Annotated in this window: 12 protein-coding genes; 10 read left to right on the top strand and 2 right to left on the bottom strand. The window is 43.6% G+C overall.

The genetic code is table 11. The features are described from left to right. Positions 1 to 644 precede the first annotated feature (644 nt). Genes CD03_RS0109210 through CD03_RS0109225 form a run of 4 tightly spaced genes read left to right on the top strand, consistent with a single transcriptional unit; the run spans position 645 to position 4759 of the window. Positions 645 to 1064, top strand: a complete 420-nt coding sequence (locus tag CD03_RS0109210; RefSeq protein WP_027293389.1) for an HTH domain-containing protein — start codon at positions 645 to 647, stop codon at positions 1062 to 1064. Positions 1065 to 1075: 11 nt separating this feature from the next. Then, positions 1076 to 1993, top strand: a complete 918-nt coding sequence (locus CD03_RS0109215) for an IS3 family transposase (protein WP_027293390.1) — start codon at positions 1076 to 1078, stop codon at positions 1991 to 1993. A 38-nt stretch (positions 1994 to 2031) separates the two neighbouring features. Continuing rightward, positions 2032 to 4050, top strand: a complete 2019-nt coding sequence (locus CD03_RS0109220; protein ID WP_027293391.1) for a beta-galactosidase — start codon at positions 2032 to 2034, stop codon at positions 4048 to 4050. A 58-nt stretch (positions 4051 to 4108) separates the two neighbouring features. Then, entirely contained in the window at positions 4109 to 4759 is a 651-nt protein-coding gene (locus CD03_RS0109225) for an SGNH/GDSL hydrolase family protein (protein WP_027293392.1), read from the top strand. A gap of 157 nt (positions 4760 to 4916) precedes the next feature. Here the strand turns inward: CD03_RS0109225 and CD03_RS0109230 are convergent, their stop codons facing one another. Together CD03_RS0109230 and CD03_RS0109235 are read right to left on the bottom strand one after the other, a co-directional pair. Further along, positions 4917 to 6461, bottom strand: coding sequence for a response regulator transcription factor (locus CD03_RS0109230; RefSeq protein WP_027293393.1), 1545 nt, complete (start codon positions 6459 to 6461; stop codon positions 4917 to 4919). Between the two features lie 3 nt (positions 6462 to 6464). Beyond that, positions 6465 to 8267, bottom strand: coding sequence for a sensor histidine kinase (locus CD03_RS0109235; protein ID WP_027293394.1), 1803 nt, complete (start codon positions 8265 to 8267; stop codon positions 6465 to 6467). 209 nt (positions 8268 to 8476) lie between these two features. Between CD03_RS0109235 and CD03_RS39460 the strand changes: the two genes are divergently transcribed. The 6 genes from CD03_RS39460 (at position 8477) to CD03_RS33025 (ending at position 15634) form a co-directional block, all read left to right on the top strand. Then, complete coding sequence (locus CD03_RS39460; protein ID WP_334291643.1) at positions 8477 to 8626, top strand: DUF6783 domain-containing protein; 150 nt, start codon at positions 8477 to 8479, stop codon at positions 8624 to 8626. A gap of 44 nt (positions 8627 to 8670) precedes the next feature. Then, positions 8671 to 11016, top strand: coding sequence for an alpha-xylosidase (gene yicI, locus CD03_RS0109240; RefSeq protein WP_027293395.1), 2346 nt, complete (start codon positions 8671 to 8673; stop codon positions 11014 to 11016). Positions 11017 to 11078: 62 nt separating this feature from the next. Beyond that, positions 11079 to 13214 carry a beta-glucosidase gene (locus CD03_RS0109245; RefSeq protein ID WP_027293396.1) on the top strand — a complete coding sequence of 712 codons (2136 nt, stop codon included), beginning with the start codon at positions 11079 to 11081 and terminating at the stop codon, positions 13212 to 13214. Positions 13215 to 13337: 123 nt separating this feature from the next. Next, entirely contained in the window at positions 13338 to 13508 is a 171-nt protein-coding gene (locus CD03_RS0109250; RefSeq protein WP_156042842.1) for a hypothetical protein, read from the top strand. A 285-nt stretch (positions 13509 to 13793) separates the two neighbouring features. Beyond that, a complete protein-coding gene (locus CD03_RS0109255; RefSeq protein WP_027293398.1) occupies positions 13794 to 14468 on the top strand; it encodes a response regulator transcription factor in 675 nt (224 codons plus the stop codon). A gap of 5 nt (positions 14469 to 14473) precedes the next feature. Continuing rightward, complete coding sequence (locus tag CD03_RS33025; RefSeq protein ID WP_197041650.1) at positions 14474 to 15634, top strand: sensor histidine kinase; 1161 nt, start codon at positions 14474 to 14476, stop codon at positions 15632 to 15634. The last annotated feature ends 32 nt before the right edge of the window (positions 15635 to 15666 follow it).

Raw genomic sequence — 15666 nt, forward strand, 5'->3', positions numbered from 1 at the left:
GGGAGCCAGTCGAATACTATCCGCCAAAAAACACTTCGGAAAGGTAAGTAAATACTCAGCTCTGCTCTACGCTTCCTCCGCCCATACCAGTTTCCCACACCCATCTTTCCGAGATAGCATTCGTTGACACAAAGCTGGTTTTCTCAGCCTGGTGTAGACCCTTGGGGTGTGACGGTCTGTTCGTTTTTGGATGCAGCAGAGTGTGTTACGGAAGTACAGAGTGATAACATCCAGCTGGTTTATTGGTTTTTAAGTGTTCTATGCCAATACCGTACAGCATGCCACAACCCCGGGGCCCAACCATGCTGAGAAAACCAGCTTTGTATCAATAAACTGCATCCCGGAAAGAGAAGGGGGCGGACCATGGCAGGCGTTTGGAAGGCGTATAGCAGATCTGAGCATTTTATAATGTACCCATAAGTGTGGACACATCATTTAGCGGGGCTCCCATTTTTTTAGACATCCCTTCCCATTAGTTCCATATAAATGGACACCCCCTCACCTTTCAGAACCCCAATTGTGGACATGCCTTGCTGGTATACCCTGCTTCTGGGACAACTGGCTTGGATGATTGCTGAGGCCTCTTTTGGCTTAGACACCTCTCTTGGCTTATGGTATTCTTATCTAAGAACAGGAGGAATACCATGACCAAAAACCCTTTTACCAATGAACAAATGCTGCTGCTTCGTCAAAATCCTTACACCTACAAGGTGTCCAAATTCCAATTAACCTTTACCAGAGAGTTCAAGGAGATCTTTTACTCGGAATACCAGTTAGGGGAGATTCCGCGGCAGATCCTCGCAGATCATGGCTATGATCCTGCCGTCCTTGGGGACCGCAGGGTATGGAGCATTGCCAGACACATTCGGGAACAGTACGATAAATATGGCGGGTTTCACCAAGGACATTCCCCTCACAGGATGCAAAGCTCCGTCTCCCCGGCTGCTGATCTGCCGCCATCCGAAAAGGATGAATTAAAACAGCTTCGGCATGAGGTTGATTATCTGAAACAGGAAGTTGAGTTCTTAAAAAAAATTTCCTCACTCAGGACTACAAGGAAGTAGGTGCACTGCTTATGAACGACTCTTCCTGTATATTTGAGATTATCCAGCAAACGATCCGGCAAAGCGCGAATTCCCTTTCTGCCAAAGAACTCTGTTCCATAGCCGGTGTTTCCAGAAGCGGTTATTACGCCTGGATAAAGGCAGCTCCTGTCCGTGCGCTTCAGGAACAGAAGGACCGGGAGGATTTTGATCTGGTTCTGGCCGCTTACAGGCTGCATGGTTATGCCAAAGGGGCCAGGGGCATCTATATGGAACTGCTCCATATGACCCCGCCGGTGATCATGAACCTGAAAAAGATCCGCAGGCTGATGGAAAAGTTCCACCTCTCCTGTCCATACCGAGGCCCAAATCCATATAAAAGAATGGCAAAGGCACTAAGGACCAGCAATGTAGCGGACAACCTGCTAAACCGTGAGTTCGAATGTTATGGACCAAGAATAGTCTTGTTGACGGATATCACTTATCTGTCCTATAGCGGATCCTTTGCCTACCTGTCAACCATCCTGGATGCCTTTACCAGGCAGATACTTTCTTATGTGCTCAGTGATTCCCTGGAAGTGGATTTTGTTCTTGAAACGGTCAATAAACTGGTGGCCGATCATGGGATCTCACTTCAAGCAGAAACAATCATCCACAGTGATCAGGGGTGCCATTACACCAGCCAAAGTTTTCTTCATATACTTTACAACAAGAAGCTGCGCCAGTCCATGTCCCGGCGTGGCAACTGCTGGGACAATGCGCCCCAGGAGAGTTTCTTTGGCCATATGAAGGACCATATCAAGGCAAAACTGGCTGAATGCGTAAGCTTTGTAGAGGTACAGTCTGTCATTGATGACTACATGGCTTATTATAATAATCAGCGTTACCAATGGCATCTGGCGAAGCTTGCACCCAATGAGTTTTATAAATTTGTCATCACTGGAGAGTAACTAAGTTTACTTACTATTTTACAATTTAGGAGGGAAAAATGACATATAATGATAAAGTAGAAAAAATTTTGTATGGCGGTGACTATAATCCGGAGCAGTGGGAGGAAACTGTCTGGGAAGAAGATATGCGCCTGTTTGCCCTTGCGGGGATTGATATTGTTACGTTAAATGTATTTAACTGGGCGTCGCTTCAGAAGGATGAAGAAAGCTATTGTTTTGACAGCCTGGATAAAATAATGGAACTGGTAAGGAAAAATGGCATAAAAGTGTGTCTGGCTACGTCTACCGGTGCCCATCCTGCATGGATGGCAAAACGTTATCCGGATATTCTGCGCACAGAGTCGGACGGAAGGAAACGAAAATTTGGGGGAAGGCATAATTCCTGTCCCAATAGTCCCACATACCGGAAATATTCGGTACGTCTGGCTGAGGAACTGGCAAAACGATATCAGGGCTATGAGAATATTGTGGCATGGCATATATCCAATGAATACGGTGGGGAGTGCTACTGCGGGCAATGCGAGAAGGCATTTCGGGAATGGCTGAAAGAACAGTATTTTACACTGGATGCTTTGAACCAGGCGTGGAATACTTCGTTTTGGGGGCATACTTTTTATGACTGGGATGAAATTGTACTGCCCAATTTGCTAAGTGAACATTTTGGGGATGACCGAACCATGTTTCAGGGAATCTCTCTGGATTACCGCAGGTTCAATTCCGAAAGTATGCAGCGATGCTTTGAAGCAGAGTATCAGGCGGTTAAAAAGCATACACCGAATATACCGGTTACAACAAACCTAATGGGATTTTATAAGAATCTGGATTACCGGAAATGGGCTGAAAAAATGGATTTTATCTCCTGGGACAGCTATCCGTCCAATCAGGATTCAAAGGCACAGATGGCGCTTTCCCATGATTGTATGAGAGGGCTGAAGGATGGAAATCCTTTTGTGCTTATGGAGCAGACGCCAAGTGTCACTAACTGGCAGGCATATAATGCGCTGAAAAGACCGGGTATCATGCGTCTTTGGAGTTATCAGGCGATTGCTCATGGAGCAGATGCAGTTATGTTCTTTCAGATGAGAAGGAGTATCGGGGCATGCGAAAAGTTCCACGGGGCAGTGATTGATCATGCAGGGCATGAACACACCCGTGTGTTCAGGGAAGCAGCAGTTCTTGGAAAAGAACTGGCGAAGCTGAGCGGCGAACTGCTGGGCGGCAGGACACCGGCAAAAACGGCGATACTCTTTGACTGGGAAAACTGGTGGGCATTGGAATATTCAGCAGGGCCCAGCTGTGAACTGAAATATTATGACGAAGTCCGCAGCTATTACGAAGCGCTGCATCAAATGAATATTTCTACGGACATTGTGGGAACCGAGACGGATCTGAGTCATTATAAAGTTGTGATTGCACCTCTGCTTTACATGACAAAACCGGGAGTGGATGAGAAACTCCGTAGCTTTACCGACAAAGGAGGAACATTAATTGTAACTTATTTCAGTGGTATTGCAGATGAACATGACCTGGTAATTACAGGAGGATATCCTGGCAGACTTAGAGATATTTTAGGGATCTGGGTAGAAGAGACGGATGCACTTCCTTTTGGCGAGGAAAATAGGTTTTCTTTTGGTCAGGAGAAATATCCGGCGAAAATACTGTGTGATATCATCCATGCAGAAGGGGCAGAGGTACTTGGTGTTTATGAATCGGATTTTTACAGGGGAACTCCTGTTTTGACCAGTAATTCTTTTGGACAAGGGATGGCATATTATGTAGGAACCAGATCAGACAATGTATTTTACAGCCGATTCTTAAGGGGAATACTCAGGGAAGCGGGAATACATCCTGTGATGGAGACGCCGGGGGAAGTAGAAGCGGCGGAACGCAGGAATGAGAACGGATCCTATATCTTCCTGATGAATCACGGTATAGAGGAAGAGAAGATAGCTGTCCAGAAAAAATATCTGGAATTACTCATCGGACAGGTTTATAATGAAGGGGAATTTATCCTGCTGCCGGGCAGGGAAGTTATGATCTTAAAAAGGCAGGATTAGTGACACATAAAAAGAACAAGAAAAAGGAAAAAGGAAAACAGGAAATCAGGAGGACTTTATGAGACTGGAAAAAGGAAGCAGATTAGTAATGATTGGGGATTCGATAACAGATTGCGGAAGAAACTATGAGGCAACTCCGGCGGGAGGAGGATCCTATGGTGACGGATATGTGAATCTAGTAAATGCATGTCTGACAGGACTTGCACCTTCTTACGGCATTATGGTTGTAAATAAAGGGGTCAATGGCAATACAATCGTGGATATGAAGAAACGCTGGCAAAAGGATGTACTGGATTTAAAACCGGATTATGTATCTGTCATGATTGGAATTAACGATGTGTGGAGACATTTTGATGGACCGTTGCAGCAGCTGGAGCTGGTGGATCCGGAGGAATACCAAAGGGTGTATGATGAATTAATTACGGATACCAAGCCAAAAGTAAAAGAAATTTTTATTATGAGCCCTTTTATGATTGAACCAAACAGACAGGATAAAATGCGTACTATGGTTGATGCTTATGCTGAAATTGCCAGAGAAACCGCAGACAGACACGGGCTGTTATTTATTGATGTTCAGAAAAAAATAGATACATTCCTGGAAGAACTCTCTTCCTACATTATCTCGGGAGACCGTGTGCATCCTAATGTGCAGGGACATATGATTGTAGCCAAAGCATTTTTAGACGGAATTGGATTTTCCTGGAAGTAAGCTGGGAATGTTGGGAATGGATGATTTGTTAAGATAGGAAGGGTACGGAAAGGGCGTTGTCACTGCCCTTCCCGTACCCTTTCCGGTATTCCGTTTATGAAGCAAAGCTGTCAGAATGCAATTTTAAAACACGCTCTGGGATGGGACGGCGCCGCGGTTATAAAATGCCAGGATCTTTTCGGAATTCCGCTGGGCTTATGCCTACGTATTTTTTGAATTTCTTGTGGAAGTAGTCTACATTTTTGTAGCCGACTTGTTCTGCGATTTCATATACTTTCAGGGTATTTTCCAGAAGCAGTTTTTTTGAGCAGTCGATCCGGACGTGGTCGATATAGGAGTTGAAGCTTTCGCCGACTTTTTTATTGAATATTTTTCCCAGATAAGAGGAGTTATAGCCGAAGAGTGGGGCAATGGATTCCAGCTTCAGGTTCTCACGGTAATTATGTGTGATGTAGTGCAGGATATCATCCAGGACACTCTCGCTGGAAGAGCTTCCTACGGCGTTCATGCACATTTCAAATTGTTCTGAGAAAAATTGTATGATCTCATAGAGATAATATTTGTTTTCGATGAGTTCTATAATAGCGGCATTGGTTGGAAAGGGGATTTCGATGTTGCTGTATGTATGGGTCAGAATGGATTTAATCTGTATGTAAATATCAGCCAGAAAATGTTTGATACCGGTCACATCGTCCACGGCATAATACAGATTTTGTTCCAGTTCATTTAAAGTATCTGCAATTAGCACCCGGTTGTGGGATTTAATATAATCGGCAAGGCGCTGGTCATAAGATACAGATTCTTTCGGTTTAATCTGCCAGGTAAACTGGTCTTCCAGAGGAAGCTGCAAAAAGCCCAGAACATGCTGGTTCTGTTCACAGAAAAAGCGTCTCTTTGAGAGTGATAACGCATCCCCAAAGGAAAGGTAAACTTGTTCCAGGCGGTAAACCTTTCTTCCATAGGTCAGAAAAAGAGAGTCCAGGGGAGAACCTTTCTGAGGATTTTTATCATAATGGGCAAGCAGATATTCAAAGCGTTCTATAGCAAATTCCCCTTTTAAAAGAATAATATCCTGCCCATCCAGCTGAATATGCTCAAAGGAGTTATGATCCTGATTCGTCACTCTTAACAGACTGGCAAAGTCCCAGGCGGTTTGAAACGTATCCTGGTTATAATTTTCATAGATAATTGTCTGGTATACACTGCAGTCCAGATGGAGGTCCGAATAGTCAATGGAATAATAATCCACCTGATTAAGCAGGAGATCCCGCAGAATAGTATCCCGGGCTTTTTCACGGTATTGCAGCATGACAGTATGATTTTTATGCTCTTCCAGTAGGGCATCCCTCACGCTTTTAACCGCATTTTCCAGTTCATCTTCATCAATTGGTTTTGTCAGGTAGAAGTCTACGCCATGCCGCATTGCTGTCTGGGCATAAGAAAAATCAGAATATCCGCTTAAGATGATGAATTTTCCGTTGTAGGATTGTTCCCGGCAGCGTTTAACCACTTCCAGACCGGAAAGTCTGGGCATACGGATATCCAAAAGAACCAGTTCCGGCTGAAGCCGTAAAATTTTTTCCAATGTTTCTTCCCCATTTTTTGCCTCTGCGCAAATGGTAAAGCCCAGTGCCTGCCAGTCAATTATATATTTCAGCCCTTCCAATACGGCTGATTCATCATCTGCAATTAATACATTCATACATCATTCCCCCTGTATATTAGTGAGCGGAAGCTGAAGAGAGACCAGGGTCCCTTCTGTTTTGCGGCTTTTAACCGTTAATCCGTAAGAGGATCCATAGCAAAGCTTAATCCGCTGGTTGATATTGTAAAGCCCGATGCTGTCGGCTGAGGCTTTATCATGGTTATTAATATTGGAAATCATTTTTTCCAGTTCCTGTGCAGTCATGCCTTCCCCATTATCAAAAATATCAATGCACAGATATTCGTCGTCCATTGTACCTATGTGTATAATAATCTGTCCATTTTCTTCTACTCCTTCTAAACCATGTAAAATGGCATTTTCAACAATAGGCTGCAATAGCAGCGGCAGTATCTGAAAATCCGAAATATCAGTTCCCGGTTCAATTTGAATTTTGTAATTTACACGTTCATGGAAGCGCAGCTTCTGAATGGACAGGTAGGTTTCGATATAGTCCATTTCTTTTTTCAGTGTGGTGGATGAGGTACCGGTATTTTCCAGGACATAGCGCATGGATTTTCCTAACAGCTTAATAGCCGTAGCTACTTCACGGTTTCCGGCAGTCAGGGACTTCATGCGGATCGTCTCCAGTGTATTGTAGAGGAAGTGGGGATTGATCTGGCTTGCCAGCATCTTGAACTCCATTTGCTGCTGCCGGTTGGTGATTTCCTGTTCTTTGATCTGAGCCTCATACATCTGGGATTCGTTGTCTTTTATTTTTTCAATCATTACTTTCAGATCCTGAAAAGCTTCTGATAATTCATCATCCCCTTTAAATGAATCAATAATATCATAGTCCCCGTTACTTGCCTGGTGCATAGCGCTTCGCAGGATTACGACACGGGCACTGAAATATTTGGTAAATAAATAGATAATCCCTGTTGGAACGAAGAGGATCAGCAGGATGATAATGCCATAAGTCAGGGTGACCTTATTAATATAGGGATATGCCTGGAAATTCAATGAAGTCAGATACAGGATATCGTCTGACTGATAGGGAGTCAGTGTGGAAACTGCGCTCAGGCATTTTTCAGCGTTTAATTCATTTTCTCCCAGATATTGATAAAAGCCGTTGCTGTAATCAACTGGTACACCAAGGGGAGCGCCTACTAAGCTGCGGTCGCTGCTGTAAAATACAGGCTCCTGATTGACGGAGAGGATCGTAGTCAGCGTATTGTTTTCAATCCTGTTTTTCAGGTAATTGGTACTTATTGTCATGGCAAGAACAGCATAGCTTTTCGTATCCGGAAGGGGAATTTTCCGGTATAAAGTCAGTTCATAGTATTCATTGGAGAATTGGTCTGTGCGTTTTTTTACTTTCCAGAATATATTAGACTGCCGGGAAGCTTTTTGGAACCAGTCAGTTTCCCGGGTTTCATCCGATGCAAACAGAATCCGGTCATAGTCTTCAATCGTCTTGTTAAGAGTATAGATCTTTAAATCTGCCAAGGAGGTTTCATTTTTCAAAATGGACTGGATTCTCTTATAATTACCGCATGCCGTCCGGGAATCCACAGGAGAAGGATAATTTGTGCCAAGAAGTTTTTGCAGATTGGCATCAAAGGTGAGATCTTCGGACAGATTATAAATGTTAGTTGTTAAGTCAAACATAATGGATTTAATACGCAGATTGTCCGATTCAATCTGGTTCTCATAATGATTCGTCAACAGCTTCTGGGTATTCAGGAGGAGAATAATCCCAATCACCGTAACCGGTATCAGGATCGCGGCAAAGAATATGGTGTAAAGCTGTCTTTGAACTTTGGTTTTTGAAAACAGGGATTGCAGTTTGTCTTTTAATTTCATCGGTGAATCCTTTCTGCAGGAGAAGTCATTAAAAAGGGGGTATCTGCTATAAATTTCAGGCATTTATTACTTTATATTTATTGTACAACAAAACAAAACACACGTACAGCGTCATTATTGGAGGTAAAATACTCTAATTTTTAGAGTGTTTTATCTGGAATTCTAATGGTATCCGGTTAAATAAAAGTCCGCTATAATGTGGTCTAAGAGTGTATTTGAAAAATTATTCCTGTCATCTGCCCGCCCCACTTTGCGGCATATCTGCCTCGAATTCAGGTCACGCAGTCCGCTGCCAGCCCTTTATTCGGGACAAATCTCCCACAACGTGTGACGCACAGCTGTCAGAAAGCATTTTTTAAATACGCGCTAAATGCTTGATAAGAGTTGAAAAGGAGAACGGACTATGAAATTTAGTAATGGATGCTGGCTGCAAAAAGAAGGATGTGAGTGTTTTACTCCGCAACAGGCTTATTTTATAAAAAAAGAGGATAAAAAGGTTACCATATGTGCACCAACGGGAAGAATTAATCACAGAGGTGATACCCTGGGGGGAATTAACCTTACGGTGGAGATTTCTTCCCCTATGCCGGAGATTCTCAGAGTACAGACAACGCATCATAAAGGGGTATGCAGGAAAGGACCTGATTTTGAACTCAACCTGCAGAATCAGCAGAAACTGGATGTGTTTGAAGATGAAGATCAGCTGATTGTAAAGAGCGGGAGTCTGGGACTGGTGATTACAAAGGAAAACTGGTCTATGACATACATAAGGGATGAGGAAAAGCTTACCGGGAGCGCCTCCAGAGATCTGGCATATATGAAGACCCGGTGGAATGGATTTGCTTATGATCAGGGGAGTGACGATGCTTATATGCGTCAGCAGTTAAGCCTGTCCGTGGGAGAACTGGTCTACGGTATGGGTGAGCGTTTTACTCCTTTTGTAAAAAACGGGCAGTCTGTTGACATCTGGAATGAGGATGGGGGAACCAGTACTGACCAGTCTTATAAAAATATTCCTTTTTATCTCACAAATAAGGGATATGGTGTTTTTGTAAATCATCCAGAAAGAGTTTCTTTTGAAACCGCTACGGAACAAGTGACAAAAGTAGAATTCAGTGTACCCGGCGAGACTCTGGATTATTTTGTAATCAACGGTCCTGAAATGAAAGAGGTACTAAAGCGATATACAGATCTGACCGGAAAACCGTCACTGCCTGCGCCCTGGACTTTTGGACTGTGGCTTTCTACCTCCTTTACCACAAATTATGATGAAGAGACTGTAATGAGTTTTATTGACGGTATGTCAGAAAGAGGGATTCCGCTTAGAGTATTTCACTTTGACTGTTTCTGGATGAAAGAATTCCATTGGTCGGATTTCATATGGGATCACAGCATTTTTCCGGATCCGGAAGGAATGCTGGGACGGATAAAAGAAAAGGGATTAAATATATGTGTCTGGATTAATCCATATATCGGACAGGAGTCGGCACTTTTCGACGAAGGAATGGAACAGGGATATTTTATTAAGCGCGCAAATGGGGACGTATGGCAGTGGGATATGTGGCAGCCTGGGATGGCAGCAGTGGATTTTACAAACCCAATGGCATGCAGCTGGTTCCAGGATAAACTGGAAGATCTATTGGATATGGGAGTGGACTGTTTTAAAACGGATTTTGGAGAACGAATTCCAACGGATGTTGCTTACTATGATGGTTCTGATCCTGAGAAAATGCATAATTATTATACTTATCTCTACAACAAGACGGTTTATGAATTATTGGAGAAAAAAAGAGGAAAAGGCGAAGCTGTCTTATTTGCCCGCTCCGCTACGGTCGGAGGTCAGAAATTCCCGGTACACTGGGGCGGAGACTGTTGGTCTGACTATGAGTCTATGGAAGAAAGCTTAAGAGGAGGATTGTCGCTCACCATGTCCGGTTTTGGATACTGGAGCCATGATATTGGTGGATTTGAAAGTACTTCAACTCCGGATGTCTATAAACGCTGGGCAGCTTTTGGATTGCTGTCAACCCACAGCCGCCTCCATGGAAGTACATCCTACCGGGTTCCCTGGGCTTATGATGATGAAGCGGTAGATGTAGTTCGGTTTTTTACAAAGTTAAAAGCAAGCCTGATGCCATATCTGTTTTGGGGTGCGGTAGAAACATCAAGAAGCGGAGTACCTCTTATGAGAAGTATGGTACTGGAGTTTACAAATGACAGGAACTGCCATTATCTGGACCGGCAGTATATGCTGGGAAGCCATTTGCTTTGTGCTCCTGTATTTCGGGAAGATGGGATAGCGGAATATTATCTGCCGGAAGGAACCTGGACCAATTATCTGACAGGAGAAGAAGTGACAGGAGGCAGATGGGTAACAGAGAAGCAGGATTATCTGAGTATCCCCCTTATGGTGCGGGAAAATTCGATTCTTCCGATCGGAGCCTGCGATACAAAAGCGGATTATGATTATGCCAAGGACGTGGAATTTAAGATATATACATTAAAAGGTCATGTATCAGCAGAGGTTTATGGACCAGATGCAAAATTAGATGGAAGAATAACAGCGGATAAAAATCAGGATACCATAAAGTTCATCACCGAATCAGCAAAGCCATACAGCATTCGTCTGGTTAATCAGGCGGTCAAAGAAGTAAAAGGGGCACATGCATTTTTGGAAGGCAGGGACACTGTATTAATGCCGGTGGCAGATGCTGCAGAAATTCTCGTATTTTTAGAACAGATAAAATAAGATAAGGAAATCCCAAGAGGCAGATTGACCGGCGCTCAGGGATAAGGAGTCAGAAAAGAACAATGAAAACAGGCAGTAAAATAGAAGAATTGCTAAAACAGCTCACACTAGAGGAAAAGCTGGGAATGATTCACGGTAATGGATTATTCTGTACGAAAGGTGTAGAACGCCTAAACATTCCTTCCCTTAAGATGTCAGACGGACCAATGGGAGTGCGCAATGAATTCGAAAACGAAAAATGGATTGCAGTGGGAAATTCAGACGACTATGTGACCTATCTTCCATGCAACAGCGCCCTTGCATCAACCTGGAACCGTGATCTTGCTTACCGGATGGGACAGGTACTGGGGGAAGAAGCCAGAGGCAGAGGCAAAGATGTGATACTGGCGCCTGGTATTAATATAAAGAGAAGCCCGCTCTGTGGCAGAAACTTTGAATACATGAGTGAAGATCCTTATCTGACAAAGGAAGAAGCAGTACCACTGATACAGGGAATTCAGGAGTCCGATGTAGCAGCCTGCGTAAAGCATTTTGCACTTAACAACCAGGAGACCGAAAGATTATGGGTAGATGTGGAAATCGGGGAACGTCCTCTGCGGGAAATCTATCTTCCGGCATTTTATGATGCAGTGAAGCGCGGGGGTGCTTATTCTCTGATGGGAGCCTATAATAAAGTCCGGGGAGAACATTGCTGCCAGAGTAAATATCTTCTGGATGAAGTCTTAAGAGAAGAATGGGACTATGACGGAACAGTGATCTCTGACTGGGGAGCCGTACACGATACCAGAGAGGCAGCAGAAAGCAGTCTCGATATAGAAATGTCCGTTACAGATCAATTTGATGAATACTGCCTTGCAGATCCATTATATCGAGAAATACAGGAGGGAAGAATTAAGGAATCTTTTGCAGACAGCAAAGTCCGCCGGATTCTCCGGATGATGGAACGCCTGCACATGCTGGATGGGGAAAGAAAAAGCGGATGCTATAATACGCACGGGCACAGACAGACGGCGCTGGAAACAGCAAGGGAATCCATTGTGCTGCTTAAAAATGATAATCACCGACTTCCAATTCAGAGAAAGAATCTGAAAAAGCTGCTGGTAATCGGTGATAACGGCGATCGGATTCATTCCAATGGAGGCGGGAGTGCGGAAATCAAAGCATTATATGAAATATCGCCTCTCATGGGCTTAAAGTCCAGGATTGGAGGCAATACAGAGATTAAATATGTAAAAGGATACTATGCAGAGAAAAAAGACGTGACAGGAGAAGTAAACTGGCAGGAAGCAAGCCTGAATGACAGCAATAACACCAAAGGCAAAGCGGCTGAAAATACAGGTCTGTCGCAGAAAAGAAAAAAGCTGCTGGAAGAAGCAGTAAAAGCAGCAGCCGAGTATGAAGAGGTTCTGTTTATCGGCGGGCTGAATCACGATTATGACGTAGAAGGCTATGACAGGGAAGATATGCAGCTCCCCTATGAACAGGACAAGGTTATTCAAGAGGTGCTGAAAGTAAATCCAAACACTGTGATTATCATGAATGCGGGTGCGCCTGTGGAAATGAAATCCTGGGTCCATCAGGCAAAAGCACTGGTCTGGAACTGGTATGCAGGTATAGAGGGAGGTAATGCCCTGGCTGAAGTTTTGCTTGGAGAAGTCAATCCATCCGGCAGGCTTGCAGAAACCTTTCCCAAAAGCCACCTGGATTGCCCGGCACATTGCCTGGGAGAATTTCCGGGTAAGGAAAAAGTACACTACCGGGAAGGAATTTATGTAGGATACCGCTATTATGACACTTATCAGACAGAACCGCAATTTTGTTTCGGTTATGGCTTGTCTTATACGGAATTCACATACAGCAATCTGGAAATCAATCAAAATAATTCCGCTTTCTGTATGTCTGTTTCCATGGATGTTAAAAACACTGGTGCCCAATGTGGAAAAGAAGTGGTGCAGCTATATGTCAGATGCCTGGAATCAAAAGTGGAGAGACCGTATCAGGAGTTAAAAGGATTTGAAAAAGTATCATTAAATCCGGGAGAAGAAAAGCAGGTAAGCTTTTGGCTGGATGAAAGCAGTTTTCATTATTACGATGAAAATAATAGGAAATTTTGTACGGAACCGGGCAGATATGAGATATGTATCGGTAAATCTTCTCGAGATATTTGTCTGAAAAAGGAAATAAAAATAGTATTATGACAGGTGCCTGCGTAACCGAATATGGCTGTCAGAATAACATATAGTAAGAAATCAGAGAGGTATATGCCGATGCTTACTACGCAGAACAAACAGGAACCAGAACCATGCAGACCAAATTGCTCTGTGTGTCCTAGAAAATGTACACCTAAGTACGTGGACTACAGTTGCCCGAATCTGCCAAAATGTAAACTTTGTCCCGGTGTCTGTACAGACAGGGACGGTATGGAATGTAAACCTTATTGTCCGGTGAAATATCCGGATCATAAGGAAGATGTTCAGGATAAAAAAGAGTAAACAGCAGGCTGATAAAAGTAGGAGGAACCCATAAAAAGGTTCCTTCTTCTGGGTTTTGCTGATTTAGAATAACTTCATAAATTCAACCTTTACCAAAATCTAAGTGATTGAGATTGTCCTATCCATAGAGTATAATTATTTATATAAAAAAAGCAATATGAGAAGACTTCGGGTATTCCGGGGGGCTGTTTGTAACAGATACAGCATATTTTGAGAAAATCTTGAGGATTATAGGATACAATAAAGAAAATGCGCTGGACATAAAGGCAATAAGGAGGAATTTCAATGAACTTGAAAATATTAATCGTGGATGACGAAAGAGGCATCGTAACCATGATGAAAAACTATTTTGAACTATGCGGATATCTGGTCTATACCGCCTATGACGGGGAAGAGGCGCTTAAGAAGATATCCTGTCAGCCGGATATCATACTGCTGGATATCAACATGCCTGGACTGGATGGTTTGACCGTGTGTCAGCGCATTCGGGAGCATGTTTCCTGTCCGATCTTATTTTTAACGGCAAGAATTGAAAGCCAGGATAAGATCATGGGCTTTCGGGCAGGAGCGGATGATTACATTTTAAAGCCATTTGACCTGGATGAATTGGGTGCCAGGGTTAATGCCCATTTACGAAGAGAGCAGAGAAGACAGGAACAGTCGACGGTTCGCTTTTTTTCGGATTTGGTAATTGACTATTCCAAACGGGAAGTGACGGTAAACCAGAATGCAGTCTCCCTGTCAAAAAAAGAGTTTAATATTGTTGAGCTTCTTTCCATGAATTCCGGACAGGTATTTGACCGGGAGCGGATCTATGAGCTGGTTTGGGGTGTGGAAGGCGGGGGCAGCAGTGATACCATTATGGAACATGTGAGAAAAATCCGTTCCAAGCTGGGCGTGTACTCCCTTCACAATTATATCGATACAGTTTGGGGGATGGGATATAAATGGAACGGATAAAACAAATGGGTTTAAAAAAAGCATTTTTCTGCCTTACCTTATTTTATTTATGCATTGCACTGATTCTTGGGGGAATTGCCTTTGCGGGATGTATTGCAATGCGCCGTCAGGAGGGGGACAATATCGTGGCGCAGATGAAGGAGGGAACCGTTGATGTAAAAGTGACTGAGAATTACAGTACTGAGCAGCCTGCTTTTCAGATATGGGATTTTCTTCAGATTTTCCTGCCGGTATTTTTTGTGATAGCCTCTCTGATTATTGCAGATGTCACTTTCTACCGGGTAAAATTAAAGAATCCTATTGGCAGATTACAGGATGGTGCCAGGCGGATCATGCATAACGACCTGGATTTTCAGGTGCAGCAGACTTCAGGGGATGAGCTTGGGCAGTTGTGTGGGGCTTTTGAATCCATGCGCAGAGAACTTCAGAAGAACAACAGGGAAATGTGGAGGCAGATGGAAGAGCGTAAGCGTTTGAATGCTGCATTTGCCCACGATCTGAGAAATCCGGTTACGGTTTTAAAAGGCTGCGCAAAACTGATGCGCAAGGGGATGGAACAACAAAATACGGATCTGAAGCATCTGGATTCTACTGTCGGTTTGATGGAAGAATACAGTCAACGCATTGAAATCTATGTAGAAGCCATGAGCAAAGCCCAGAGACTGGAAGCGGTAGCCTGTAAACCGGAACAGACAGATCTGGGTCAGTTTACGCAAATGCTGGAAAAGGGACTGAAGATGCTGGTTCCAAATATTCGGTTTCAATATAATAATCCGGATAATAAAAACATGGACAGCCGAAAACAGACCGTATGGCTGGATACATCTTTGATTCAGGAAGTACTGGAAAATCTGGTTTCCAATGCCAGACGTTATGCCAGACAGGAAATCACGGTACAAATTGCGATAGAGGACAGTTGCCTTGTGATTTCAGTTCGGGACGACGGCGGGGGATTTCCAAAAAAAATACTGGAAAAGGGTGGTAAGCCATTTCTGCGCGGAGAAGAAAACAGCGAGGAACATTTTGGCATGGGTCTTTATATCAGCCGCCTTTTGTGTGAAAAGCACGGCGGTCAGCTTACGATTCAGAATCTAAAGGGAAACAGTGAAGACCAGCCCGCAGGTGCGCTGGTGGAAACAAAATTTCAAACATCATGGAAACCTTGAGCAATTTTTGAGATTTGCCTGATACACTCTCC

It is taken from the genome of Robinsoniella sp. KNHs210, assembly GCF_000686105.1.
Classification (GTDB): domain Bacteria; phylum Bacillota; class Clostridia; order Lachnospirales; family Lachnospiraceae; genus Robinsoniella; species Robinsoniella peoriensis.